This is a genomic window from Adlercreutzia sp. CNCM I-6215 (assembly GCF_977072315.1).
In genome coordinates this window covers 200,206-224,899 of sequence record NZ_CDRVMA010000003.1, presented here as the reverse complement: position 1 = coordinate 224,899, position 24,694 = coordinate 200,206, and the positions used below count along the sequence as shown (strand labels likewise).

Annotated in this window: 22 protein-coding genes and 2 riboswitches; of the genes, 1 reads left to right on the top strand and 21 read right to left on the bottom strand. The window is 62.3% G+C overall.

What is annotated here, in order from left to right; all coding sequences use genetic code 11:
* Positions 1–33: 33 nt before the first annotated feature.
* From ACW4LP_RS03870 to ACW4LP_RS03780, 19 genes are all read right to left on the bottom strand, one after another.
* Positions 34–1,233: a lysylphosphatidylglycerol synthase transmembrane domain-containing protein gene (locus ACW4LP_RS03870; RefSeq protein ID WP_302223720.1), complete on the bottom strand. Its 1,200-nt coding sequence runs from the start codon at positions 1,231–1,233 to the stop codon at positions 34–36.
* A 43-nt stretch (positions 1,234–1,276) separates the two neighbouring features.
* Positions 1,277–2,443 carry an ATP-grasp domain-containing protein gene (locus ACW4LP_RS03865; RefSeq protein ID WP_022738822.1) on the bottom strand — a complete coding sequence of 389 codons (1,167 nt, stop codon included), beginning with the start codon at positions 2,441–2,443 and terminating at the stop codon, positions 1,277–1,279.
* A gap of 90 nt (positions 2,444–2,533) precedes the next feature.
* Positions 2,534–3,043 carry a DUF4430 domain-containing protein gene (locus ACW4LP_RS03860; RefSeq protein WP_302223718.1) on the bottom strand — a complete coding sequence of 170 codons (510 nt, stop codon included), beginning with the start codon at positions 3,041–3,043 and terminating at the stop codon, positions 2,534–2,536.
* 31 nt (positions 3,044–3,074) lie between these two features.
* Positions 3,075–3,190, bottom strand: a riboswitch (adenosylcobalamin-variant (AdoCbl-variant) riboswitch).
* 155 nt (positions 3,191–3,345) lie between these two features.
* Entirely contained in the window at positions 3,346–4,527 is a 1,182-nt protein-coding gene (locus ACW4LP_RS03855; protein ID WP_455803480.1) for a phosphoribosylaminoimidazolecarboxamide formyltransferase, read from the bottom strand.
* Between the two features lie 258 nt (positions 4,528–4,785).
* Positions 4,786–5,421, bottom strand: coding sequence for an IMP cyclohydrolase (locus tag ACW4LP_RS03850; protein ID WP_173111665.1), 636 nt, complete (start codon positions 5,419–5,421; stop codon positions 4,786–4,788).
* Positions 5,422–5,546: 125 nt separating this feature from the next.
* A riboswitch (ZMP/ZTP riboswitch) is annotated at positions 5,547–5,629 on the bottom strand.
* A gap of 99 nt (positions 5,630–5,728) precedes the next feature.
* A complete protein-coding gene (locus ACW4LP_RS03845; RefSeq protein WP_117284195.1) occupies positions 5,729–6,721 on the bottom strand; it encodes an XdhC family protein in 993 nt (330 codons plus the stop codon).
* A 203-nt stretch (positions 6,722–6,924) separates the two neighbouring features.
* Entirely contained in the window at positions 6,925–7,542 is a 618-nt protein-coding gene (purN, locus tag ACW4LP_RS03840; protein ID WP_114538792.1) for a phosphoribosylglycinamide formyltransferase, read from the bottom strand.
* Positions 7,543–7,570: 28 nt separating this feature from the next.
* The gene (gene purM, locus ACW4LP_RS03835; protein ID WP_455803479.1) at positions 7,571–8,647 is read right to left on the bottom strand and encodes a phosphoribosylformylglycinamidine cyclo-ligase; all 1,077 of its coding nucleotides are present in this window, start codon (positions 8,645–8,647) and stop codon (positions 7,571–7,573) included.
* A 17-nt stretch (positions 8,648–8,664) separates the two neighbouring features.
* Positions 8,665–10,146, bottom strand: coding sequence for an amidophosphoribosyltransferase (gene purF / locus ACW4LP_RS03830; RefSeq protein ID WP_173111660.1), 1,482 nt, complete (start codon positions 10,144–10,146; stop codon positions 8,665–8,667).
* Positions 10,146–11,057 carry a class B sortase gene (locus tag ACW4LP_RS03825; RefSeq protein ID WP_173111657.1) on the bottom strand — a complete coding sequence of 304 codons (912 nt, stop codon included), beginning with the start codon at positions 11,055–11,057 and terminating at the stop codon, positions 10,146–10,148. Before ACW4LP_RS03825 ends, purF begins: the two co-directional genes overlap by 1 nt.
* Positions 11,058–11,499: 442 nt before the next feature.
* Positions 11,500–13,233 carry a polyphosphate--AMP phosphotransferase gene (locus ACW4LP_RS03820; protein ID WP_117284199.1) on the bottom strand — a complete coding sequence of 578 codons (1,734 nt, stop codon included), beginning with the start codon at positions 13,231–13,233 and terminating at the stop codon, positions 11,500–11,502.
* 64 nt (positions 13,234–13,297) lie between these two features.
* Positions 13,298–16,162 carry a polyphosphate kinase 1 gene (gene ppk1, locus ACW4LP_RS03815; RefSeq protein ID WP_256156547.1) on the bottom strand — a complete coding sequence of 955 codons (2,865 nt, stop codon included), beginning with the start codon at positions 16,160–16,162 and terminating at the stop codon, positions 13,298–13,300.
* 191 nt (positions 16,163–16,353) lie between these two features.
* Entirely contained in the window at positions 16,354–16,761 is a 408-nt protein-coding gene (locus ACW4LP_RS03810; protein ID WP_455803478.1) for a type II toxin-antitoxin system VapC family toxin, read from the bottom strand.
* Positions 16,758–17,216 (bottom strand): argininosuccinate lyase, encoded by a 459-nt coding sequence (locus tag ACW4LP_RS03805; protein WP_418380146.1) that lies wholly within the window; start codon positions 17,214–17,216, stop codon positions 16,758–16,760. The genes ACW4LP_RS03810 and ACW4LP_RS03805 overlap by 4 nt, the downstream gene beginning before the upstream one ends.
* A gap of 201 nt (positions 17,217–17,417) precedes the next feature.
* Positions 17,418–18,746 carry a DNA-binding protein gene (locus ACW4LP_RS03800; protein WP_114548176.1) on the bottom strand — a complete coding sequence of 443 codons (1,329 nt, stop codon included), beginning with the start codon at positions 18,744–18,746 and terminating at the stop codon, positions 17,418–17,420.
* Between the two features lie 80 nt (positions 18,747–18,826).
* Positions 18,827–19,153: a DMT family transporter gene (locus ACW4LP_RS03795; protein ID WP_114548177.1), complete on the bottom strand. Its 327-nt coding sequence runs from the start codon at positions 19,151–19,153 to the stop codon at positions 18,827–18,829.
* Positions 19,153–19,878, bottom strand: coding sequence for a B3/B4 domain-containing protein (locus tag ACW4LP_RS03790; RefSeq protein ID WP_114548178.1), 726 nt, complete (start codon positions 19,876–19,878; stop codon positions 19,153–19,155). The genes ACW4LP_RS03795 and ACW4LP_RS03790 overlap by 1 nt, the downstream gene beginning before the upstream one ends.
* A gap of 624 nt (positions 19,879–20,502) precedes the next feature.
* Positions 20,503–20,721 (bottom strand): hypothetical protein, encoded by a 219-nt coding sequence (locus tag ACW4LP_RS03785; protein ID WP_147270610.1) that lies wholly within the window; start codon positions 20,719–20,721, stop codon positions 20,503–20,505.
* A gap of 16 nt (positions 20,722–20,737) precedes the next feature.
* The gene (locus ACW4LP_RS03780) at positions 20,738–22,165 is read right to left on the bottom strand and encodes a sodium-dependent transporter (RefSeq protein ID WP_237974370.1); all 1,428 of its coding nucleotides are present in this window, start codon (positions 22,163–22,165) and stop codon (positions 20,738–20,740) included.
* A 10-nt stretch (positions 22,166–22,175) separates the two neighbouring features.
* On the opposite strand from ACW4LP_RS03780, the gene ACW4LP_RS03775 reads away from it, so the two are divergent.
* Positions 22,176–22,478 carry a hypothetical protein gene (locus ACW4LP_RS03775; RefSeq protein ID WP_147270611.1) on the top strand — a complete coding sequence of 101 codons (303 nt, stop codon included), beginning with the start codon at positions 22,176–22,178 and terminating at the stop codon, positions 22,476–22,478.
* 123 nt (positions 22,479–22,601) lie between these two features.
* On the opposite strand, the gene ACW4LP_RS03770 is transcribed toward ACW4LP_RS03775, so the two are convergent.
* Positions 22,602–23,669 (bottom strand): hypothetical protein, encoded by a 1,068-nt coding sequence (locus ACW4LP_RS03770; RefSeq protein ID WP_455803477.1) that lies wholly within the window; start codon positions 23,667–23,669, stop codon positions 22,602–22,604.
* A gap of 415 nt (positions 23,670–24,084) precedes the next feature.
* The gene (locus ACW4LP_RS03765) at positions 24,085–24,342 is read right to left on the bottom strand and encodes a PqqD family protein (RefSeq protein WP_022738692.1); all 258 of its coding nucleotides are present in this window, start codon (positions 24,340–24,342) and stop codon (positions 24,085–24,087) included.
* Between the last annotated feature and the right edge of the window lie 352 nt (positions 24,343–24,694).

Here is a 24,694-nt window from a genome sequence, read left to right as displayed (position 1 = left end):
TCCTTTCGCGCCAGGCGTCTTCCCGGCTCCCGCCTACTTCGTTTCCTTTGGGACCGCCCCTGGCCCGGTCGCGGTTCCCGAGGCCCCTGCCGGCACCTTCTCAAGCTCAGGCCGCGCCTCGGCAGTCTCCCACTTGGCGGCCTCGCTGGCTTCAACCTGCTTCACGGCCTCCACCTTGTCGGGCAGCCCGTTCTCCATGGCTTCGGCCTTGCCTTTCAGATCGCGCTTTCCCAGCGGCATAAACGCCTTGATGCGCTGGATGACCACCGCGCCCACGAGGAACGGCAGCCAGAACACAATGCCGCGGTAGACGATGACCACCGCAAGGCCCGTGGCCGAATCGATGCCGAAGAGCGCGAAGGCCACGGTTACCGCCGCCTCCACAACGCCGACGCCCTGGGGCACAAAGGAAATCATAGCGAACAGCGTGGCCACAACATACCCGCAAATGAGCGCTTCTGGGTGGTGCACGCCGAACGCGAAGCCGACGAGCACGAAGCAGCTCATCTCGCAGATGCTGGAAAGGGTCGTCCACAAAAACGATTGCACCGTCTTGCGCGGATTCTTCGTGATGAGGTGCGCGGCGCTCGAGAAGTTGTGGATGGTGCGCTCCACGGACTCGTCGATGGCCGGCTTCTTGAACTTCGCGAGGATTTTGTCGGCGAGCTTCACGAAGGGCCGCAGCACCTTTAGCACCAGCTGGGGCTTCAGGCCGCCCACGGCGATGACGAACACAAGGCCGCCCACGAGCGCCACGGCCACCAGCCCGAGCGCCAGCCAGCCCGGTTGCAGTCCCACCGTGAAGGTGAGCACGCCGAAGGTGGTGAGCATGATGATGACGAAGCCGGAATCGATGGACAGCTGCATGAGCAGCGCCGCCGTGGTGCCCTTGCCCGCCTGCATACCGTTGCGCGTGGCCGTGGCCATGACGAGCGACGTGCCGGCCAGGTTCATAGAAGGCGCCACCGTGTTCATGAAGAAGGTGCCGAACACGAGCGAAAGTCCCGTGCGGTAGCTGATGTGCCCGTTCACCGTGTTGAAGCAGGCCTGAAAGCCGCGGCCCTGGGCCAGGTACTTGCACAGCTGGGCCACCACCGCCGCAATGATGAAGAAGGGCGTGCCCTGCTTGATGGTGTCGACGAGCTTCACCAGCGAGTCGCCGGAAAAGAATATGAACGCAAGCACAATGACGACCACCAGGCCGATCATGATTTTCTGCAAATTGCCGCGCATCAGCGCACCTCCGTCGTGGTAGGAGACAGGGGTAGATGCATCATTATAACGCGCCGCCCACGAACTCCATGAGATCGCTGCGCAAAAGCCAATCGCGCTCGTCGGCCCCCGTGCCTTCCGCATCGGTTTCCAGGAACAGGAACCCGTAGAAGCCCACCGTCACCGGGTCGAACCCATGGTAGGCGAGCACATGGCTGAACCGCTCGCAGAGCGCCGCGCCGTCGAAGGGGCGCGCCAAGTCGGCCTCGGGAGCCGGATTCAGCAGCGACATGGAGTACACCTTGCCCGGATGCGCCGCGTACAGCGCTTCCAGATCGACCGGCGTATCTTCCAGGAAGGCCTCGTAGGTGCGCAGGCCCACGCCGTAGAAAGCCACATCGGTGCCACCGAGGCCCGCGAAGCGCAGGGGGTTGAACTCGATGGGGGCAATCGTGTCCTCATCGACGCGCAATTCCACGTGCACGGGAATGCTGCGGGCGCCCACCACCTTGTTCACGGCCGCCAGCCACGCCGTGAAGCGGTCGTTCCAGGCGTCCACGATGGCACCGTCGGTGAGGTACATGCGATCGGAAGTATCCTCGGGGCCGGCGAAGTCGTGGCGCAGGATGTTCAGGATATGGGGTGTGCCGCCCTCGTCGAAGTAGGCGTCCAAGGCGTATTCCGTGCCCGCGAGGTAACCCTCGATAAGGTACTCGCTGCTGCCGACGACGCTTTCCGGATAGCGCTCGTGCCACCCGTCCTCGCGCCGGGCGATATCGGCCACGGCGGCCGCCCAGTCCTCCGGCTCTTCAATAACGTAGACGCCCATCGAGCAAAACCCCACGGAGGGCTTCAACACCACCGGCAACGGCAAGTCGGCGACGTTCACCGCTTCCAGCCCCGCGCGATCGACGGTTTCGTGGAACAGGCCCGGACTTAAGGGCGCGAGCTTCTCGCGCATGGCCGCCTTGTCCTTGAACAGGCGGATGGCGTCAGTGAGCGTCGGATTCTCCACGTGATCGAGAATCCAAGCCAGAGCATTCTCGGAGTTCGTGTAGATGCGCTCCCCCGCTTCCAGACGCCGGGCGCACTCGGCGGCGTCCACCAAGTTCAACGCACGGCCGCCGGCCGTCAGCTTCTCGGTAAACTCGTTGGTGAGCACGGGATGGGCCGAGGCCTCCATCCAATCGAGCAGCGGAACGGAGGCGTAGGGCTCGTCGAGAATGATCATGGGGAACTCCTTAGAACGCCAAGAAAAACAACGGAGCTGCAAAGCGGGCTCCTCGCGGGGAGGAGCCCGTCGGATTACACGAGCTGCGGGTTAGCCCACGTAGAACGACCACTGCACCGAGTCGCCGGCGGTCAGCTGGCGCACGTCGCAAGCTTCCATCACCTGCTCGTCGTTCACCGTGTATACCCAGCCGGAAGCATCGCCTTCCGAGCCATTGGCGATGCCGTTGATTGACGTGACGAACTTGCCGTAGTCGCTGTTCTCCACCTGCACGTCCCAGCCGGCGGCCTCCGTCGCCTGCAGCACCGTGGAGCCATCGGCTACCGTCACCTCGATGGTCTTGGGCTCGGCGCCGGCGCTTTCGGGCATCGTGATGGAAACGGGCACGACGATGTCCTCCGCCGCCTGGCCGGCCTCGATGGGGCCTTCTTCCTCGGCCACCTGGGCCGCCTGCTCGGCCGCGTTCTCTCCGCTGTCGCTGCCGCCGTTATCGGCCGCCTCGCCGGCACAGCCCGGCACTACCAGCAAGAAGGTGAAGGTCAGGGCCACCAAGGCCACGAGCCACTGCTTGGGAAGCTCCGTGATGTCGAATTTGTTCATAGTTCCTTATCCTTTCTTCCAGGGCCCTCTTGCTCGGCTCGGTGTTCCGACTTCGCCGCCGCCACGCCCTTCGGCGCAACGGCGAACCTTACGGTTACTGGTATAGCGCGGGCTTTCCACCCGCATTTCCCGAGGCACGTACCTGCCGCATCCTCATCCACGGCGCGCACCGCGCTCCCATGCGCGGCCCGACGGGCCATTGACGTACCCATTATGGCGCAAAACGGCCGCCCCCGAAAGAGCGGCCGCAAAGGGTTCGACAACCGACACCTTAGGCCCCAGACAAGGCCCCAAACGCCCGATTAGTGATGGAACAGGCGCATGCCGGTGAAGGCCATGGCGATGCCGTACTTGTTCGCCACCTCGATGACGTTGTCGTCACGGATGGAGCCGCCGGGCTCGGCAATGTAATCGACGCCGGACTTGCGGGCGCGCTCCACGTTGTCGCCGAAGGGGAAGAAGGCGTCGGAGCCCACGGTCACGCCGCTCATCTTCGCGATCCAGTCTTTCTTCTGCTCGCGGGTGAGCGCCTTGGGCTGCTCGGTGAATACGCGCTGCCACTCGCCGTCGCGCAGCACGTCGTCGCACTCGTCGTCGGACAGGTACACGTCGATGGCGTTGTCGCGATCGGGACGGCGAACGTCGTCCTTGAAGGGAAGGTTCAGCACCTCGGGCATCTGGCGCAGCCACCACTGGTCGGCCTTGTTGCCCGCCAGGCGCGTGCAGTGGATGCGGCTCTGCTGGCCGGCGCCCACACCGATGGCCTGGCCGTCCTTCACGTAGCACACGGAATTGGACTGGGTGTACTTCAGCGTGATGAGCGCGACGATCATGTCGATCTTCGCGGCTTCGGGAATCTCCTTGTTCTCGGTCACCACGTTCTCCAGCAGCGCCTCGTTGATCTCGAAGTTGTTGTGACCCTGCTCGAAGGTGATGCCGAAGACGTCCTTCAGCTCGGTTTCGGCCGGCACGTAATCGGGATCGATCTGCACCACGTTGTAGGAGCCCTTGCGCTTGGTCTTCAGAATCTCCAGCGCCTCGTCGGTGTAGCCCGGCGCGATGATGCCGTCGGACACCTCACACGCCAGATAGCGGGCCACATCGGCGTCGCACACGTCGGACAGCGCCGCCCAGTCGCCGTAGGAGCACAGACGGTCGGCACCGCGGGCGCGGATGTAGGCGCAGGCGATGGGAGAAAGCTCGCCCGCGTCTTCCACGAAGTACATGGCGCGGTCGGTCTCGGTGAGGGGATGGCCCACGGCGGCCCCAGCCGGGGACACGTGCTTGAAGGAAGCGGCCGCCGGCAGCCCCGTGGCCTCCTTCAGCTCCTTCACAAGCTGCCAGGAGTTGAAAGCGTCGAGGAAGTTGATGAAGCCGGGCTTGCCGTTCAGCACCTGAATGGGCAGGTCGCTGCCGTCCTTCATGAAGATGCGGGACGGCTTCTGGTTCGGATTGCAGCCGTACTTGAGTTCCAGTTCGTTCATGATTCTCCTATCTATGATGTTTCTGGGTCCTCGGGGGCGAAGCTACGCGGTATTCTGATTCGCTCAGACAGTCCTCGCTTTGTGGAAATGCCCACTGGGCATTTCCAGTCGCTGCGGAACTCGCTCGGTCAGAACACCCCGTATCTTCGCTAAGCTCAGCCGTAGTTGAGAGTGCGCAGTTGCGCTCGCTGCGGAACTCGATTGGTGAGCGGCGCCCCGCATCCCGCCAAGCTCAACCGTAGTTGAAGATGGGCGCGATTAATCCCCGAGGTTCTTGTTGTAGAGGGTCACTTCGCCGCCGACATTGGCGTAGAGGCTCACCTTGTTGTCATCGTTCAGCGCGGCCCACAGCTCATCGGGAGTCGGCAGCGTCACCGGGATGGGCTCGCCGGCGAAGGTAGGCAGCGGATTGCCGTCGCCCTGATAGGTGCTGATGAAGTAGCCTTGCCCCTCGTCGGCACCTTCGTAGGCGAAGAACTCGCGGATACAGCGGTCGCCATCGGCGTGCTTCAAGATGGACATCTCAAACGAGCCGTCGGGGTTCACAATGGCCGAGATGCGCGGCGTGAAGTTCGGCGCGTCGGGCTCGTACTCGCGCTGCATGCAGCCAGCGCGGAAATCGCCCGCCTCCACGATAGTGTCGGTTTGATCGCCGTTGGTGACCACGAGCGCGTCGCCCATCGTGCGCACGGGGTGGTAGATGATGAGGCTCGGATCTTCCAGAAGCGCGGGATCGTGGGCCTCGGTGCGGATGCCGTCGGGTTCTGCGGCGAAGATGCGATTGCGGCTGTTCACCGAGCGGCCCATGATGAAGTAGTACACGGTGTCCTTGCCCACCACGATACCGCGGCCCGGGTAGGGATTGTTTTCCAGCAGTTCGACGAGGTCTTGCACGGGCATTCCCTTTCTCTTGAGGCTCTCCGGCGTTGCCGCGACTCCTGCGCTTTCCGCATCGGCCCTCGGCGCGTCGGTATTTTCTGCATCCCGCCCAATGAAAAAGGGCAAGCCCCTCCTGCGAGAAGGCTTGCCCAGACGGTCGGCGGGATAAGCGCGCTGCTCCCCCGTGGTTTCCCACGCGTACCCGTCAGTCACAGCGCGTTCGCTTCAGGGAGCAGGGTATCACGGAAAGAGCCTCCTGAGGAAGAGCGCTCCTCGTTTTCCCACGGCTTTTCCGTCGGCGGCGCAAGCGCGGCCAGAGCGGCTATTCCCGCCCCAGGCTCTTCTCGTGGCGGGCCTGCGCCTCTTCGCTGTAGCGCTGCTTGTAGCGCACGTCCACCAGCTCGCCGACAATGGCGATGGCCAGCTCCGCCGGGGTCTTCGCGCCGAAGCTAAGACCGATGGGCCGCTTCACGCGATCCCAATCGGACTCGGAAATGCCCGCATTGATGACGAGGTCGTGCACCGTGGAGTTCTTGCCCGCGCACCCCATCATGCCCACATAGTGCACGCCGTTCTGCAGCGCCCAGACGCAGCTTTCCGGGTCGAACATATGCCCGCGAGTCAGCACGCACACATAGTCCTCAGGGCGCCCCGGCATGTTAGCCAGCTCGTCGAAGTTGCCCCCATGCAGCATGATGCGCTCGGCAGTCGGGAAACGTTCCTCGTTCAAAAACGCCGGGTCGTAATCGACGGCCACCACATGGAAGCCCACGTGGTCGGCCAGCTGCGCCACCTCCACGGCAGCATCGGACGCTCCAAGCAGCCAGACGCGCACCTTCCCGAATAAAGGCTCGCTGGCCCAAGTGAGACCGTCGAACTGATCGTTGTGCATCGAGGGGCCGCGGGTGACGTCCTTCGCCTGGAAGATATCGCGGGGCGACAGCTCGCGGGAGGCGACAATTTCCTTGGCATCGTTGCAGAAGAACACAAGCAGCTCTCTGTCGGCGGAACCCTGCTCGCCGTACTTCTTCGTGACCTCATTGTCCACATTGCCCTGGGCAGCAGCCCCGTCGTAGACGACCTTGAAGCCGAGCCACGCCAAATCGCCCTCGTCCATAGCGCGCAAGGCGCGCTCGAACGTGGGGATATCGGCCTCAGTTAGCGTGGCGGCGATAGCCTCCAGCGTCGCGGGGCCGATGTGCGCATCGCCCGCCGTCGCCTCTTCCGAGAACGCCGGGAAATCCTCGACGGCCAGCTCGGGCACACGACCGGCTCGCAAATCAGCGACAATGGTTTCGATGGTCTCTCGTTTCATGGGTTCCTCCGCAATATTTTTCTCAAAAATGGTCAAAAAGTCGAGAAATGAGTCTATATTTTGACCAACAAGACGCTATTCACGCCAAAATGATGCGCAACGGGACACATTTTCGATTGTTTCGAGCCCAAAACCAACGTCGCAAGACTCACTTCTCAGGTTTTTGACCAAAAAATCCAAAATTTGTGTCACCGAGCGCGCTTTTAACCGAGCGGTTGAATATGAATCTTGCGGTCGGCATCCAGGGTCATGCGGCCCTCGGCGATGGCGCGCAGCACCTCGGGGTAAATGACGTGCTCGGTCTCGTGGATGCGCGCCTCCAAAGCGTCGATATCGTCACCTTCCAGCACCGGCACCGCGCGCTGAGCCACGATGGGCCCCTTGTCGTAGTCCTCGTTGGCCAGATGCACCGTTACGCCCGTCACCTTCACACCGGCATCCCATGCATCTTGAATAGCATGGGCGCCCTTGAAGGAGGGCAATAGCGCCGGGTGCAGATTCAGCACGCGATCGGGGAAGGCGTCGAGCACTACCGGGGTGAGCTTGCGCATATAGCCGGCCATGACCAGGTACTCAGCCCCAGCCTTATCCATGATGGCGGCAATGCGCCCGTCGGCGGCCGTGGGATCCTCGTAGCAGGAGCGGTCGAACACCGTCACGGGAATGCCGGCCGCCCGAGCGCGTTCGATGCCGTAGGCATCGGGGCGCGAGGACAGCACATGCACGATCTCAACCGGCAGATCCTCGGCAATCTCGTCGATGATGGCCTGCAAGTTCGTTCCGCTACCGGAGAGCAGCACGCCGATCTTCAGCTTCTCCATCTCATTTCCCTTCTCTCGGTCGCAGGGACTACGCGAACAAGCCGCCCTCGTTGGCGTACTGGACCTCGCCCCCGCCAGCGACGATGCGGCCGACGCGGAAGGCCTGCTCGCCGGCATCGGCCAGGGCGGCCTCCACGGCCTCAGCCTCGTCCGGATTCACGATGAGAATCATGCCGAGGCCCATGTTGAAGGTCTTGAGGGCCTCCTCCTCCGAGAGATTCGCCTGCTCGCAGGCAAAGCGCACCACCGGTGGAATGGGCCAGGTGTCCAAATCGACCTCGGCGTTCACGCCTGCGGGCAAGGCGCGGTTCAGGTTCTCGGTGATGCCGCCGCCAGTGATATGAGCCAGAGCGCGGGTGCCGCCGGGCACCTGCTCCATGACCGCGCGCACCGGCTTCACGTAAATGCGCGTCGGCGTGAGCAGGGCTTCCAGAATGCTCTGGCCACCCAAGTCCTCGCGAGCCTCGCGCAGCTCCTCCTCGGTACGGCCCTCGATACACACCTTGCGGGCCAGCGAGTAGCCGTTGGAATGCAGGCCAGACGAGGCGAGGCCGATGAGCACGTCGCCTTCGCGCACGCTTTCGGGATCGAGCATGCGCGGGCGATCGACCAGGCCCACGCAGAAACCGGACAGATCGTAGTCGTCCGGGTCCATCACGCCGGGATGCTCGGCCATCTCGCCGCCGATGAGCGCGCAGCCAGACTGGCGGCAGCCTTCGCCGATGCCGCCGACGATCTTGGCCATGGCCTCGGCATCCAGCTTGCCCACGGCCACGTAGTCGAGGAAGAACAAAGGCTCCGCGCCGGTGGCAAGAATGTCGTTCACGCACATGGCCACCAGATCGATGCCCACCGTATCGTGCACGCCAAGACGCTGAGCGACCTTGAGCTTCGTGCCCACGCCATCGGTGCCCGACACCAAAAGCGGATCGACCATGTCCTTGGCCACCGCGATGGAGAACAGGCCGCCGAAGCCGCCGATGTCGCCCACCACTTCGGGGCGATAGGTGGAATGCACCGTGTCCTTGATGGCGTCCACGGCACGGGCGCCCTCCACGATATCGACGCCGGCCTCGGCATAGGTCACGCTGTTCTGGTTTTCCATGGGGTTCCTTTCAGTGTCTATGAAACCTCGCCGGCGTACACCGCCTCGAAGTCCTTGCGGGTAAGAAAGCTCTTCTTTGCCACATCGTCGGGAATGGGCACCGGGTAGTCGCCGGTGAAGCAAGCCGTGCAGAAGCCGTCGTGGCCCGCATCGGCGAGCGAGGCGCGCAGGCCGTCCAGGCTGATGAACGCGAGCGAATCGGAGCCGATCCAATCGTTCATCTCCTCCAACGTCATGTTCGCGGCGATGAGCTGCTCGCGGGTATCGGTGTCGATGCCGTAGAAGCAGGGCCAGAGCACCTCGGGGCTCACGATGCGCAGGTGCACCTCGGCCGCACCGGCATCGCGCAGCATCTGCACGAGCTTCTTGGAGGTGTTGCCACGCACGATGGAATCATCGATGACCACGAGGCGCTTGCCGGAAATCACGCTCGGCAGCGGGTTCAGCTTTAGGCGAATGCCCAGCTGGCGCATGGCTTGGGTGGGCTGGATGAACGTGCGGCCCACGTAGCGGTTCTTCACAATGCCGTCGGTGAACGGAACGCCCGAGGCCTCCGAATAGCCCAGGGCCGCGGGCACGCCAGAGTCGGGCACGCCAAGCACGAGGTCGGCCTCCACGGGCGCCTCCTCGGCCAGAATGCGGCCCATGGCGCGACGCGCCTGGTAGACCGACTGCCCGTCGAGCACGGAATCGGGCCGGGCGAAGTATACGTATTCGAAGATGCAAGAGGCCCGCGGGCGCGGCGGCACGGCCTGCTCGCTCACCATGCCCTCGGCGGTGAAGCGCACCATCTCGCCAGGCTCCACATCGCGCACGTACTCGGCGCCGACGATGTCGAGTCCGCAGGTTTCCGAGGACACGACCCACCCGCGGCCCTCGGGCAGCTGCCCGATGCACAGGGGTCGGATGCCGTGGGGATCGCGGAAGGCGTAGAGCGCCTCGGGGCTCGCGAGCACCATGGCATAGGCGCCCTCCAGGTTCTCCATGGCGTAGCGGATGCCCTCGCGCAGATGATGGGTCTGGCGCGTGAGGTGGCCGATGGCCTTGGCCGCCACCTCGGAATCGGTGCCGGCGCGCAGGTGCTCCCCCTCGTCGATAAGCTGCGCCCGCAGGTGGTTCGTGTTCACCAGCGTGCCGTTGTGGGCGAGCGCGATGAGCGTGTCGTCGATAGCGGAGATGTGCGGCTGCGCCGCCTCCCAGGAGGCCTTCCCGCCGCTGGTGGAGTAGCGCACGTGCCCGATGGCCACCACGCCCTCGCCAAGGCCCGCCAGCGTTGCCTCGTCGAAGACCTGGGTCACAAGCCCCAAGTCCTTCGCCTCGATGACCGTGGAACCGTCGCCCACGGCGATGCCCGCGCTCTCCTGGCCGCGATGCTGCAGGGCCTGCAGCCCGTAGCAGGTCAGGCGCGCCACGTCCTCCCCCGGCGCGTAGACGCCGAAGACGCCGCACTCCTCTTCCAATCGATCCGGCTGCTCGCCGGGAAATATGCTATCGGCCACTAGCCCTCCACTCGCTCTTGCGCGTCGGCGGCAATCTCGCCGGCCGCATCGTCTTCCACCGCCGTGTCGCCTTGGTAGGTGTCGGTGCCAACATAGCTGATGGGCACGAATTCAGCAACATCGGCGAAGGTGATATAGCGCCAGGTGTTGTCGGCTCCATCGCACGTACAGAACCCAAAGAGCTTCGTCGCATCGGCGAGGGTGTCGGTGGTATCGGGGTCGGGCGTGACCACGGACTCCTCCACGAGCCAGTCCTTGAAGGCCGTGAATTCCTCGTCGGTCGGGTAGTTCGGCGTGGCGATGGAGGAATGGGTCATGGGCACGTGCTCCACGGCGAAGGTCTGCAAGCGGTAGTTGCCCTCGGGGGTGAGCAGGTAAATGGTGCGGTGCTCATTGAAAATGGCCGAATCGCGGAACTCGGCGAACAGGGCGAACATGGACCCATTGCGCATATGATGGCCGTAAAGGATGTTCACCTCGTCGGAGAAGTCGCCGGCGTTCTCGCCCGACAGCATGATGGAGCCGAACTCGGCGCCGAAAGAGCCCTCGCCCAGGCTGAAGTTGTGGTGCAGGTAGTACTCCGAGTCGCCGTCTTTGTGAGCCACCGGGTAGTTGATGACGGTGCCGGGCATATACACCCAGGCGACGATGTCCGGATTGATCTCGCGCAGGGCGTCCCAATCGACCACCAGATCAGCCAAGTTCGCGACATGGCCGTCCTCGGGCACTTCAACGACACGGCTGGCAATCTCCTCGTACTCGTTTTGGCCCTGCCAATAGGTGTAGAACAGATAGCCCAGCGTGCCCACCGAGCCGATGAACACGATGAGCGCCAGCCAGAACACGATGCGCCAGAAGCACCCGCGCTTCTTCTTTTTCTTCCTCGTATCGGTATTCTCTGCGGTAGCCATGAGGCGTCCCCCTTCGATATCGATCTCTCTGCGTAGTGCCGGACCGCAGGGACGGCCCTCGGCCGCGCCGCCCACGACGTCCTCGCCGGTCCCGTGCCGGCGCTCTCGCCTTCCCCGGCCCTGCGCCGGCGGAAAACAAAAGGGCCCCCGCAGGGGCCCTGAGCTCACCCCGTCGAGCGGGCGAGCTGCTACTTCTTCATCTCGTCCATGAAGCCCTTGGCGATGAACACCACGATGACGAGCACGATGATGGCCACAACGACCCAGATGGCCTCCATGGGCACTTCGAAACCGAACAAAGACATAGCGGACTCCTTCTATGCAACGGGGCCATCCTCTGCGCACCCGCCAACTTGCTGATGTTGGGTTCATAGTACCCTGAACCCCGGGTTGGCGCAAGGAAAAACCCCGCGACGACGGCGAACTGTCCTCTTGGAGGGCATCACGAGGCGGGGCACTCGCCCAAGCGCTTCTCCAGGGCTTCCACGATGATGCGCAGGGCCTTGATGCGGGCGTAGCGCTTGTCATCGGACTCCAGCACCACCCAGGGAGCGAACGTGGTCGACGTCAAGCGGAACATATCGTCGATGGCGGCCTTGTACTGGGGGTACTTCTCGCGATTGCGCCAATCGTCCTCGGTGATCTTCCACTGCTTGGCCGGGTCGTCCTCGCGGTCCTGGAAGCGGCGCAGCTGCTCCTCGGGGCTCACATCGACCCAGAACTTCAGCAAGATGGCGCCCCAATCGACCAGATCGTGCTCGAACTCGTTGATTTCGTCGTAGGCCCGCGACCACTCGGCCGGCGTGGCGAAACTCTCCACGCGCTCCACCAGCACGCGCCCGTACCAGCTGCGATCGTACATGCCCACGTGCCCCGCCTTGGGCAGGCGCGTCCAGTAGCGCCAGAGGAACGGATGGGCGAGCTCGGGCTTGGTGGGCGCCGGCGACGGGAAGATGGTGTAGGCGCGAGCGTCGAGGGCCTGGGCGACACGCTTGATGTTGCCGCCCTTGCCGGCCGCGTCCCACCCCTCGTACATGAGAATGAGGGGGACCCGGCGCTGGAACATGATGTTCTCCAGGCGGAACAGGCGATCCTGCAGGCGCTTGCGCTCGGTTTTGTATTCCTCCAAGGTGAGCACCAGGCTGTGGTCGATCGTGTCCACCTGGGGGTAGTGCTTCACGATGTCGAAGCGGGACTTCTTGGGGGCCAAATCGTGGGCCGCGGCCGCCTGGGCCTCGGCGCGGGCCAAAGCCACGCCGGTTAACATGCCGCGTCCAGGCTGGGTCGCCGGCGCTGGCACCGCACCGGCTGCCTCGGCAGCGGCGGCCTCTTCCACGGCGCGCTCTTCCGCGAGAAGCGCATCGGCCTTCTCGCGGGCCGCCAGCGACGCCTTCAGCACGTCGTCGGCCTCCTTGCGGGCGAGTGCGCGCTCCAGGGCGTCCACCAGCGTGCTGGCGATGGTGAGGTTCGTGCGGCGCTTGTCCTCGCCGTTGAGCAGCACCCAGGGAGCGAAGTCGTAGTCGCTGCGCTCGAGCAGACGGTCGTACAGCTCGTAGGCGGTCTCGTAGCCGTGATGGCTCTCGAGCTTCTTCTCGGTCACGCGCCAACGGGTCACGGGATCGTCGTGCAGCCGCTGCAAGCGTTCGACTTGGGCTTTCTTGGTCATATGCACGAAGAACTTCACCACCACGTAGCCATCGGCCACAAGCTGCTGCTCGAAGTCGTGAACGGAATCCAAGTAGTGGCGCTCCTCCTTCTTGGGAAGCAGCAGTTTGGCCGGCGCGTTGTAGAGCATATGCTGAATGACCGCCGTATACCAACCGCGATCGTAGAACGTGATGGAGTTCCGCTCGCCTAAGGCCTTCCAGAAGGGCTGCATAATGGGGTAGAAGCCCGTCACGCCGCACTCGCGGCCGACGAACTCGCGCTCGGTGTCCGGATCGAGGTCGAGCCCCACGTAAACCCCGGTGGAGCGGGCGTCTAAGTGATACATGAGATCGGAGATACGACTGCCCTTGCCGGCGCCGTTCCAGCCCTCGAACAGTACCACGAGCCCCACGCCCTCGTTATGAGCCTGCTGCTGGAGCACCACGAGCTTGGCCAGAAGTTCGTCCCACTGCTCCTTGTAGACGGCCTTCTTCATGGGCTTCTTGTTGAACGTGACCTTCTCGAGCATGGCTTTCCTTTCCCCTATCTTTGGGCGTTCGTCTTCTGTGAGAACCGGGCGCTGCGACGCCGGCCTATTTGCCGAACAGGCGGCGAAAGAACCGCGCGATGGCATTGCCCTCAGGCGCCGGTTCCACCACGGCGGCCGGCACGATGGCGCGGCCGTCATCGGTGCGAGCGGCATCGATGACCTCGGTTGCGGGGGCCGGAGCGGGGGCCGGAGCAGGGGCCGGTGCCGCAGCAGCGCTCGGCGCGGTATCGGGCAGCGGGCGCCCCTCTTCCACGGCCGTTGCCGCCGCGGCATCCAACTCCGCGCGTTCGGCCACGGGGCCCTCGGCGGTCGGGGCTGTCGCAGCCGGATCAGCCGCCTCGGCCGGATCGGTCGCAACCGGATCAGAACCGGCAGCAGGGGCATCTTCCGAGGACGCCGTCGCCCCTTGGGCCTCACGGGCCTGCAGAGCGGCCACCTCCTGGGCCACGCCCTTGGTCACCGCCTCCAAAACCGACGCCGCCGTAGCCGTCGCAGCCGCGGCCATGGCATCGGCCGCATCGCGCACGGCCTTGGCCTCGGCCGCCTCCAACTCCGGCGAGCGATGGGCGATAAACTCCGACTCCTCTTCCGTCACCACCTCGTCGGCGCCGGCCGGGGCGCTCCCTGCGGTCGCCACCTCCCCGAGCGGAAACACCATGCGCGCACTGCCGCCGTTGTTGGCCTCCTGACGGGCGGCCAGCTCGGCCGACACGAGCTTCATGCGCTGAGCTTCGGCAATGAGGTACTTCTGGGAATCGAACAGCTCTACCTCCCCGTTCTCGTCGCGCTCAGCGAAGGCGCCGAGCGCCGTGTAGGAGCCGTCGGGCAGAAGCTCGCGCAGCTTGGCGGTGTCGGAGTAGCAGATGCCCAAATACCCCAGCACCTGGTTGCGCAGCGTGTCGTTCAGAATGGGCCAGGCGATCTCGATGCGCTTGTCCATGTTGCGGGTCATGAGGTCGGCGCTGGACAAATACAGCTTGCAATCGTCGCGCGGGCCGAAGCCGTAGATGCGGCTGTGCTCGAGCAGCTGGCCGACGATGGACACCTCGCGCACGCGGTCGGTGTAGCCTTCCACGCCCGGCAGGATGCAGGAGATGCCGCGCACGAACAGGTCGATGGGCACCCCCGCCTGGGAGGCCTCCACCAGCTTGTCGATGACCTCCTTATCGGTGATGGAGTTCGTCTTGAAGAACAGCCCACACTTCTCGCCGCGGCGCGCGCGCTCGATCTGCTCGTCGATGTTGCGCAAGATGTTCTGCTTGATCATGAGCGGCGCGACCCACAGGATGTCGTAGTTGTCCGAGGTGTTCTCCAGCGCCATGTTGCGGAAGAAGTCGGCAGCGTCGTGACCGATTTGGGAATCGCAGGTGATGAACGAGAAGTCGGTGTAGAGCTTCGCCGTCTTCTCGTTGTAGTTGCCCGTACCCAGCTGGGTGATGTGCTGCAGGCCGTTTTCCGTCTGACGCGTGATAGTGCAGATCTTCGAGTGCACCTTGAAGTTGCGGAAGCCGTAGATGACGTGGCAGCCGGCGGCCTCGAAGCGCTGGGACCACTCGATGTTGTTGGACTCGTCGAAGCGGGCGCGCAGCTCGAACAGCGCCGTGACCTCCTTGCCGTTCTCGGCGGCGTTGATGAGCGCCTCGGCCAGATGCGACTGGCTCGCCAGGCGGTACAGCGTGATTTTGATGGAAACGACGGCCGGGTCCACCGAGGCCTCGCGCAGAAGCTGCACGAAAGCGTCCATGGACTGGTAGGGGTACGACAACAGCACCTCGTGCTCGCTCACCTGCTCGATGATGGAGCGCTTGCGATCGAGGCAGGCGGGCCACTGAGGCGTGAACGGCGCCTGGGTGAGCGCGGCGCGCGCCTCGGCGGACAGACGACTGCCCAACCCCCAGGTGTAGCCCATGTTCAGCGGCACGCGGGTGACGAACAGCTGGTGCTCGGCCAGGCCCAACTTCTCCAGCAGAAGCCCCTTCACCGTGCGCGAGAGCGGCCGCTCGCTTTCCAGGCGCACCGGCGCCAGGCGGCTGCGCTTCTTCAGGATGCGCTTCATGTGCTCGCGGTAGTCCTCGCCCTGCTCTTCGGCGCCTTCCGTGGCATCCAAATCGGCGTTGCGGGTCACGCAGATGATGTTGGTGTGCTTGACGGTGTACATCGAGAAGACCTCGGCAGCGAACATCTCGATGGCGCGCTCCACCAGGATGAACTGCAGCCCGTCGCCGGGCAGTTCGATGACGCGGCTCGTCTGGCGCGGTAGCGGGATGATGCCCAGCGTCACGCCCTCGGCTCCCAGATTCTTCGTGGCCTTCGCCTCGGCCTTGTCGCGGGCGCGCTCCTCCTTCGACTTCTTCGCCTTGGGACGCGCCTCCTCATCGAGGCGCACGACGATGTACAGGCCGCCGTTTTCCAGGTGCGGGAAAGGGTGCCGCGCGTTGATGATCTGCGGCGAGAGGAAGGGCAGCACGTTGTCTTCCATGTAGCCGCGCAGATAATCGCGCTGCTCGGCCGTGAGGTCTTCCTTGTGCAAACCGCGAATGCCCTGTTCGGCGAGGAGGCTGCGGACCGTTTTATAGGTTTCCTCGTAGTAGGGGTACAGCTCGTGGCAGCGGGCGTAGATGGCGTCCAGCTGCTGGGCCGGCGTCATGCCGGACTTCGGGTCGATGATGGACTTCTTCAAAAGCGACAGGTCGGTGAGCGAGCCGACGCGCACCATGAAGAACTCCTGCAAGTTGCTCCAGAAGATGGAGATGAAGTTCAAACGCTCAAGCAGCGGCACCGTGGGATCGGCGCCCTGGTCGAGCACGCGCTTGTTGAAATCGAGCCACGAGAGCTCACGGTTCTGCATATAAGGCGGCTTCACAATCGTCGTCGTTGCCGCGGTATCCTTCGATGCCTGTGCGTTCATGGGCCTAGCCTTCTCCCTCTTGCATAGTCGCTGGCCGAAAAAATCAAGCCGCGCACCGGAACGCGCGCGACCTATGTATTTTACCATTCTTTGGACGATTAGCCGAAATTTGGCAACGGGATGTCAACGGCCCTGGAAAAAGCAGTCCGATGCGTCAGGCCGCTCCTAAGATCCTCGCCAAAACGCCCACCCTACAAGCTCGCCGCCCCGAGACAGTTCACCCCATTGGCCTCGCAGATGGCTCTCAGCTTCTTGTCAAACGTGAAGAGCGTAGCAGCATTGCGCCGCGTAACAATGAAATAGAGCATGTCGTAGACAGGGTGGTTATTCTGAATGGCCGCATGGATCGCTTCTAAGAGAATGCCCTCAGCGGGAACGAATCGGTCGACGAAGCCAGCGGCTCGCTCAAACAGCACCGGGAAGTCCTCTTCGTCCAATTCTCCCGCACGCACGATCTGCCAGACGACGTTTCCCAATTCCGTCAAAAAGAAGTGAGGGGCAACGACCTCTTCGCCTTCCATCATCAACTCTCTCAGAACTCTGCCTTCTTCGGTGCCTTTCGCAATCGCAATGGCCGCGTTGACGTCAAGCACTATCATAGCGTCACCGCCTTCGCTGACTCCTCCTGCGAGCTGAACGGATCTAGCGCGAGCCAATCGCGATCCGAAAGCCTGTCACGCCCCTCGCGAACCATCGCGACGATATCTTCCGTTGAAAGGCCACCGCCTTTCCAAGGTATTTCATCGCACTCTTCGAAAAGCTGCTGGCGCTTCCTCGACCGCGCCGCTCGTGCCGCGCGTCCTTCGCGCAAACCGACCATCCCCCTATCGAACGGAGCAGAGAACTCGTTACCCGCTCCGCTGGAAGGCGCACATTCGGAATCTCGCGATAACCCACGCTCAGCACGAGCGGAGGATGGCGACGAAGCTTCAGCCAGCATCTCCTCCACGGCGATGATCGTCTGCTGGGCGATGGAGCGATGATTGCGCGCCGCACATTCCTTCAACTCATCGTAAAGCGTCGCTGGAAAATCCCTCACCTGAAGCGCCGGCATCTCTCCTCCTCTCTTCGGGAGCATTCTTTGCATGCATTATACCTACTTTTGCATGCAATTGCAAATTGGCAGCATTCCATCCTCTTGACTATCGTTCTGACGACAGTCAAACCCTGCCAGCGCATCCATCACCTTGGCTCACGTGCCCCGTTGCTCGGCGGAGGAGCTGGCGGACAGCCCGACCCTCAATTCATGGAGATTCTAACTAAGCAGCCCCCGCACGGCACCGATGCGCTGGCGGATACCCTCGCGCAGGTAGTCGAGGCGCCAGCGGCACAGATCCCCTTCGGCTAGAATCTCGCAGGCCTCGTCAGCAAAGCCTTCCAGTTTCCCCGCATCGAACCAGCCCAGTTCCGCCGCGTACATGAGCTGGCGATTCGGCATATCGCTGAACGGGTGTGACGAGAACGCGTAGTCGCCCCGAGCGACAGCACCTTCGTCCTTGTCGCACCACAGGCTGTTTCCCGTGTCGAAGATCGGCGCAAACCGCCAACGAAGATCATCGATGTTCCGCACAAGCCCGAAGTTGCGCAGATGGCGATCGGTGTTGGCCATGACGCTATCGCACACGATCATTTTCGCAAGCTGCGTTTCAGCGGTTTTCAACGGAATGCCCCGGTTTACGCAAGCGCGTACCACGGTGTCATAAGGCGTCTCGCCCTTTCTGCGGCGTTCGGCTTCCAGAACCAAGCTCATGGGCACGTACTCCTCATGCGGCGACAGGAAACAGGGGCACGCACTCACCACGCCCAAGGCCTCCGTACGCTGAACCTCGTAGGGAACGTAATCGCCCGGAGCGAGGAGGCGGCCATGGAGAGCGGTCGCCACGGCCTCATTGTAAACCTGCTGGTCAGTCCAGGGGATATGGCCCTTCAGCAGAATTCGCTCACTCCCCCGGCAGAGCCACCGCTTCGGAAGAACGCCCTCGGACGTGTTGTCCGGCGACGAGAGCCCCACCTCGGCCAGCCACTCGTCCCAATCGCCCTCAGCGCCCCCGAAATCGTTCTGAAAGTAGTTGACGTCCTCCCAGCGCAGAGCATGATCGGCGGGGCGAATCCAATATTGATCAGAAAGCGAAAGCCCCAGATTGCGGAAGGGAATCTGGGAGGGCTCCTCGAGGCCGAGACTGCGCAGCTTCTCATCCATTCCCGCACGGGAACCAGGAATGCTGCGATGCTGCCACCACGTCTTGAGGCCGGACGCCTTTCCTCGCCCCTCTCGCGTCACCGTTCCCAACGGGGCGCGTTCGGCATCGACGACCTCACCTGGAGCGAACGAGTCCGTTTCGCGACGATAGGTGAATGTCATCACCTCGTAGGGACCGTTCATCAGGAGATACGTCTCCCCGTGCCAAGGACGACCTTTTCTTGGCGGCGTCTTTTTGGCAGCCTCCACCGAACGTGCGCTTACCCGCCAGCCGGTATTCGTTTTTTCGCCGTCAAGCGCGCCGCTCTTGATGCGATTATGCACCGTCTGCACGGAAACGCCCAGCTCGGAAGCTGCCTCGCGAATGCTGATTCCGTCAATCATTTCCAGCCGCCTTTCAACTTTTCAAATTATAAAGGTTGAAAGTTGAGAATGTAAAGGTTGAAAACTGGAGGTGTAAAGGTTTAAGCCTCTTCCCCGCTGACGAGCTTGAGGCCGATGATGCAGCCGACAAGGCCGGCGATGAGCAAGATGCGGGCGAGGCTGGCCGGCTCGCTTCCGGTGGCCATGCCGTAGATGACCGTGAGGGCTGCACCAATGCCCACCCAGACGGCATAGGCAGTTCCCGTCGGCAGCGTCTTCACGGCGAAGGAAAGCCCCAGCATGGAAAGCACCAGAGCCACCACGAATACGATAGTGGGGCCCGCGTGGGTGAAGCCCTCGGACTTGCCGAGGGCTATGGCCCACACCGACTCCATGCAGCCTGAGGCTATGAGCACGAGCCAGTTCATTACTCGTCGATCACCATCGTGGGGTTGTCGCGGGTGATGATCTGTTTGGCGAAGATTGTGGCGCCCAGATGGCGCTCGACCATGGCGGCCAGCTGGTCGGTGGCGGCAGCCAGATCGTCGGCGTGGGCCGGGTCCACCGACTCGATGATGAGGAAGGCCTTCTTCGAATCGTCAGTGAGCGCCGTGCGCTCGCCGTCGCGCCAGTTCCAGCAGCGGCAGATGGCGCCGGCGTCGTCGCGGTAGCACAGCTCGCCTTCCAGCGTGGGGGCGTCCTCCTCCTCGCCGAGCGGCCGGAACGCGTCGCCGCCCTCGGTGATGCCGAGGCGGATATCGCCGTCCATGGCATCGATGTCCTCGCCGCCCACGGGCAGCGCGTGGGTGAGCGACACGGTATTGTAGATGTCCACCGACGGCGTGATGGAACCCACCGGATTGCCCTTCAGCACGCGCTTAAGCAGGTTCTCGATGGAGCAGCGCGCACCCTTCTTCGTCTTGAATTTCTGATAGGCCTCGCGCCAAACAGCTACGACCTCGTTCTGCGAGATGGTGTTGCTCTCCAGATGCTGATCGGCCTTGCCGTTGGCCTCGGCGAGGGCACGCGCAATGGCGGCGGCATCCGCGGGCGCCACCTCGGCAGTCGGCTTCATGTTGTGGGCCACCACGATGCCGATCTGGGCCTCGGGGAACAGCTCCCAGAACGACTCTTCCGTCACGAACTGCTTCATAGGTCTTCCTTTCTTCTCGCGCCGCCGGACGTGTCATCTTGAGCGAAGGCCGAAGGCCGACCCCCCCATGTCATCTTGAGCGAAGGCCGAAGGCCGTAGTCGAAAGATCTCCGCACGAACGCCCAAGGCGGCCTAAACAAAAAGCGCCCGCGGGGCGAACATCTTCAAAGGCCTAACGATGTCCGCGCTGCGAGCGCTTCACGCCTACCCGGCGGCAGGCTATGTACTTCAAGCTGGCTCTATGATAGCACGAGCAACGACAGCTTCTTCAGCGAAGTGTCCATATTCATTCCCGTCCTTGCCAATGACGCATCGAGACCTATCATGATTCCCCTCCTTCCAAACTATTGCCCGAAGATAAGAGGAATCCCGCGCTCGCCACCTTCCAAATCCCATATCTGAGATATTGCCAAGTTATTGCGATTTCTTAATATCTCGTCCCCGCCAGACCTCGCTCGCCTGCGACTCTGCCCCAACTAATTTCATAGCCATCAGTGGATCAATCTGACAGTGGCCGATAGACACCTTTCCATCCAGCAAAAAGCTCTGCAGCTGTTATGTTTCGAGACCGAGCAAAGCCCTTCCCCACAGGTTGCCCTGGAACGGAGCTCTGCAACTCCCCTCTCAATTCTGCAGCCCAAATTCTGCAAGCAGCGCTTCGCGGTAGTCAGCATCCTCGGAGGCGCGCTTTGCGTCGTCGAGGCGGCCCGCGTCAATAAGACGACCGACGAGAGCTCCTAGGCGATCCATGCCCTGCTCGATGCCCTGCTCGATGCCCTGCTCAAGAGCTTCTTCTCTGGTGCGGCGGCAGCGCATCTCAGTTTCCTGCTCGTAGGTCAGCACGCGATTCACCCACTCTCTACCCAATGCCACCGTAGAAGATGCCCAGGATGATGACGAGCGCGGTGATGACGACGAAGACGTAGCGGGTCATGAAATCGAACCAACGGCCGAGGGGCTTTTTGCGGCCCGTCTCCGCCTGCTTCTTCGCGAAGCCGCGCGGGCATACCCAGAAGAACATGACAGCAGCCAGAAACGCGCCGACGGGGATGACGTAAATGGAGATGACGTCCATCCAATCGCTCACCGAGCTGCCGTTTTCCAGGAACAGGCCCACGGCCACAGCAAGGACGGCCACGATACCCACCGACGCTGCACGCGACAACCCCAGCTGGGCCTGCAGCGCCTCCACCGGCGCCTCGAACAGGTTCATAAGGCTCGTGATGGCGGCGAACACCACCGCCGCGAACAAGATGACAGCGAAAATGTTACCGAAGGGCATCTCCTGGAAGACCTGGGCCAGCGTGATGAACAGAAGCGGCGGCCCGGAAGACACGTCCAGCCCAAAGGCGAACACCGCCGGCACCACGACGCAGGCGGCCACAAGCCCGGCGATGGTATCGAAAATGGCGACGTTCTTGGCGGCGTCCACCACGTCCACATCTCGCTTGAGGTAACTACCGTAGACGAGTGTGCCGCACCCGGCAAGCGATAGGCTGAAGAATGCCTGGCCCAGAGCGTACACCCAGGTAGTGGGGTTCAGCAACGCCTCCCAGCGGGGCACGAGCAGATACTCGTAGCCAGCTGCCGCACCGGGCAGTGTGGCCACGCGGATGGCGATGATGACGAACAGCACGAAGAACGTGGGCATGAGCACCTTGTTCACCTTCTCGATACCCCGGGAGATGCCCAAAATCATAATGCCGAAGGTGAGCGCCAGGCCCAGCAGGTGGAAGCCCACGTTGCCGAAGTCCGACGCGATGGCCCCGAAAAAGGCTCCCATGTCGGTCTGCGCCATAAGCTCGCCGTCGAGCGAGGCCACGAAGTAGTTGCACGCCCAACCGAGCACTACGGCGTACCCGATGGCGATGGCGAGCGATCCCAAGGTGGGAATGAGTCCGATGATCTTACCGATGCGCTCGCCGTGCCGCACACCGCGCATCTCCATGGCGCGGCCGAATGCGCCCATAGGGCCAGCGCCCATAGCCCGACCGAAGGACATTTCTCCAATCACGCCCGTAAAGCCCAGCAGCGCCACGAAAATGAGGTACGGGATGAGGAAGGCCGCGCCGCCCAACTGAGCCACGCGATAGGGAAACAGCCAGATATTGGCCATGCCCACGGCGCTGCCAACGCAGGCGAGGATGAAGCCCGTATGTGTGGCCCAGGTATCGCGGCGACCACGGCCCGAGCCGCCCGATGCGCCCGGCGCTCCCGCACCCGTCTCCTCACCGACCTCGATGGCCCGCGCTTCCTCCGCAACGATGTTGTCGTCTCTTGTCGTCACAGCGTCCTCCTTGAATTTCCGTGCCTTCCATCATAGCGAAAGGCGCGGCACGAACAAGCAGGTTCTGGCCAGAGGGACAAATCTCGCACGCGCTCCTCCTCTTTTCGTGCAGGATTTTGCGATTAAGAGAGTCCCCCGAGCGCCATTTGTGCAGGATTTTGCGATCAGGAGAGCTTTGAATCGCCAGCCAGCCCTCGGCGGCTCTCTCTATCGCAAAATCCTGCACAAATTCAAGGCCTCGCGCATCCAGCAAAAAGAGCAAAAGGAGATTCGTCCAGCAAAAAAGGAAGTTCGAGGCCAGAGCAGCGCATAGTCCTGCACCCGCTCGAGCTCTCGCTCACCGCATCACGAAAGGTGCCTGCCGCGTACGGAAGGCAGGCGCACAACCTAGAAAGGCGAAGAGGGAGGGAGGGCAGCCGACTCGTGCAGCGTCGGCTTAGAAAGGAAAATGCTGCTGGTGGAATTTGCTTACCTGGCGTCGCAACTTTCGATGGGCATCCGCATGAGCAGCCCTGCGCTTCCGACGCTTCTTTCCCGCACGGCCGGATACCCTATCGAGAAGAGCCGTGCATTCCGTCACATTCTGAAACTGGGAATTCGTCATCGTAGCTGTCTCGATGCCGTCAACCATAAGTCCATCCCGCTTGCGAGAATCGCGATCCTGCTGATCGGCGCTCGCATGGGCAGTACGCCCATTGTATTCAATGCCGAAATGCGCCTTGGGCCAGTAAAAATCGAGCACAACCCAATCGGTACGAGCAACCCGGCGCGCCTCCTCCGACAAGGCAACGGGGGCGTTGATGAGCGCTTCGGCAATACCGAGACCCCCGTAAACCTCCGCCGTAAACGCAATGGCGGCAAGCTCGGTTTCCATCACGGATCCCGATTTTGCCCGCACCTGCTTTGCAACCGCTCTCGCGAGCTTTGCACCCTTTGCACCATTCAGACGCGCTGCGTAGGCCATCAGGCGGTTCGGCGTGGTAAGAGGACGACGCACCAGCGGAACACTCTTTTGCGTTGATCGCGGATAGCACCCACAGAGCTCATAGCCAAGGGCAAGCAACTCACCGAAAGAAAGGCAGGAGGCCATTTGAACGAACACAAGCTCTGGCGAACAGACGAATAACCCCTCAGCGATGCGCACGAAAGACCCTCTTGGATAATTCAGGAGGCTGCGATGACGCTCAGCAAACATCGAACTTTTCGTACCCTCTTTACCATCATGCAGGATATGCCATGGTTTCGCGCCAAGTCCGTCAGTGCAGTCTTTGAGGCAAAAGCGCAGTTCGGGCATCTCAGGCAGCTCGTCAAAAAGACTATGGATGTCGCATTCCCTTATAGCGCAATCTCGCAGCACCGCTGAAGTCTGATAGATGTTCGAAGGGAACAGATTGGCGTCCGCCACTTTCCCTGTACTGTGAAACTCCTGCAACGTGAGAGGGCGCAGGATAGACCATGCGCGCCAGAAGCGTAAGGCCGTGATATGGCTGAGGTATACTTTCATTGAGCGAACTTTAGCGTAATGCGGTTAATACTATCATCGCTTTTGAGAAACCTTACGAATCTCCCATTCATGATTGTTGCCCTCATCCTTAAAAAGCGTGGTGCCAAGCAGGGCAAGTCGTCACGGCAGCCCCGACGAGCAAGGCCGCTATGGCAGCCCAGGTAAGCAAACTCGTTTTTGGCTTATTACGGATATCCTTTGTATACCGCGGCCCAATGACTTGCCACGTCAACCGTTGGGGCTCTTTTGTGCAAGATTTTGCGATAGGGAGAGCCTCGGCGCGCCATTTGTGCAGGATTTTGCGATAGGGAGAGCCTGCAGCGACTGAAAGGGCGTGCATGGCTCTCCTAATCGCAAAATCCTGCATACTTTTGAGCAATGGCCGACATGGGGCAACAATGTCGGTGGCCAACTGCTAGGAATTCAGGAAACCGCTCGCTTCCATTTCGTCGAGCCATGCCGCCACCTCGTCGCGGGACTGGGTGGGAGTCCCGTTGAAATAATGACGCAACGCATCGGCGATGCCCTCAGCGGAAAGGCCCGTGAGGGCCAAAGCGAGAATGGAGCCGCCCATCTTATTCATGGCAAAGCACTTGCCGTCGGCATCGTACAGCGAGACGCCCTGGCCGCTTCTCGCCAGATAGGCCCCAGGAGCGAGGGATCGCGTTTTCATGTCGCCCGTCCTTTCGGCAGCAGATAAAGCAGGACCGAGGACAGAAAGCTCTTGCGCCGATCACTACCAAGAAATAACGACAGTGTAACGGTGACTCCTTGTAAATAACCCCAGGTTAACAGCGATGCCGCGTTCTGTTGCCAAAGCGAAATCAATGAGCTATTCGCTTATAGAAGAACATAATCGAGCGAGCCTTATGATTCCGACGAGCAAAATCATTTTCGAAATCTCCCAAGTAAATGCCAGTTCGACCCCGCTTTGGCAAGAAGGGGAGACGATTGAGGGGCGAAAATGCCAGTTCGACCTCGCTTTGGTAAGAAACGGGACTGACACTCTTACCATTACGGGGTCG

Coding starts and splice junctions, on each gene's coding strand:
- ACW4LP_RS03845 (WP_117284195.1), bottom strand. CDS start 6,721: ATGAAACGAGAGACCATCGAAACCATTGTCGCTGATTTGCGAGCCGGT.
- ACW4LP_RS03855 (WP_455803480.1), bottom strand. CDS start 4,527: ATGAACGAACTGGAACTCAAGTACGGCTGCAATCCGAACCAGAAGCCG.
- ACW4LP_RS03820 (WP_117284199.1), bottom strand. CDS start 13,233: ATGCTCGAGAAGGTCACGTTCAACAAGAAGCCCATGAAGAAGGCCGTC.
- ACW4LP_RS03870 (WP_302223720.1), bottom strand. CDS start 1,233: ATGCGCGGCAATTTGCAGAAAATCATGATCGGCCTGGTGGTCGTCATT.
- ppk1 (WP_256156547.1), bottom strand. CDS start 16,162: ATGAACGCACAGGCATCGAAGGATACCGCGGCAACGACGACGATTGTG.
- ACW4LP_RS03860 (WP_302223718.1), bottom strand. CDS start 3,043: ATGAACAAATTCGACATCACGGAGCTTCCCAAGCAGTGGCTCGTGGCC.
- purM (WP_455803479.1), bottom strand. CDS start 8,647: ATGGAAAACCAGAACAGCGTGACCTATGCCGAGGCCGGCGTCGATATC.
- ACW4LP_RS03770 (WP_455803477.1), bottom strand. CDS start 23,669: ATGAAAGTATACCTCAGCCATATCACGGCCTTACGCTTCTGGCGCGCA.
- ACW4LP_RS03805 (WP_418380146.1), bottom strand. CDS start 17,216: ATGCCGGCGCTTCAGGTGAGGGATTTTCCAGCGACGCTTTACGATGAG.
- ACW4LP_RS03765 (WP_022738692.1), bottom strand. CDS start 24,342: ATGAAAACGCGATCCCTCGCTCCTGGGGCCTATCTGGCGAGAAGCGGC.
- purN (WP_114538792.1), bottom strand. CDS start 7,542: ATGGAGAAGCTGAAGATCGGCGTGCTGCTCTCCGGTAGCGGAACGAAC.
- ACW4LP_RS03865 (WP_022738822.1), bottom strand. CDS start 2,443: ATGATCATTCTCGACGAGCCCTACGCCTCCGTTCCGCTGCTCGATTGG.
- ACW4LP_RS03800 (WP_114548176.1), bottom strand. CDS start 18,746: ATGATTGACGGAATCAGCATTCGCGAGGCAGCTTCCGAGCTGGGCGTT.
- ACW4LP_RS03795 (WP_114548177.1), bottom strand. CDS start 19,153: ATGAACTGGCTCGTGCTCATAGCCTCAGGCTGCATGGAGTCGGTGTGG.
- ACW4LP_RS03825 (WP_173111657.1), bottom strand. CDS start 11,057: ATGGCTACCGCAGAGAATACCGATACGAGGAAGAAAAAGAAGAAGCGC.
- ACW4LP_RS03810 (WP_455803478.1), bottom strand. CDS start 16,761: ATGATAGTGCTTGACGTCAACGCGGCCATTGCGATTGCGAAAGGCACC.
- ACW4LP_RS03790 (WP_114548178.1), bottom strand. CDS start 19,878: ATGAAGCAGTTCGTGACGGAAGAGTCGTTCTGGGAGCTGTTCCCCGAG.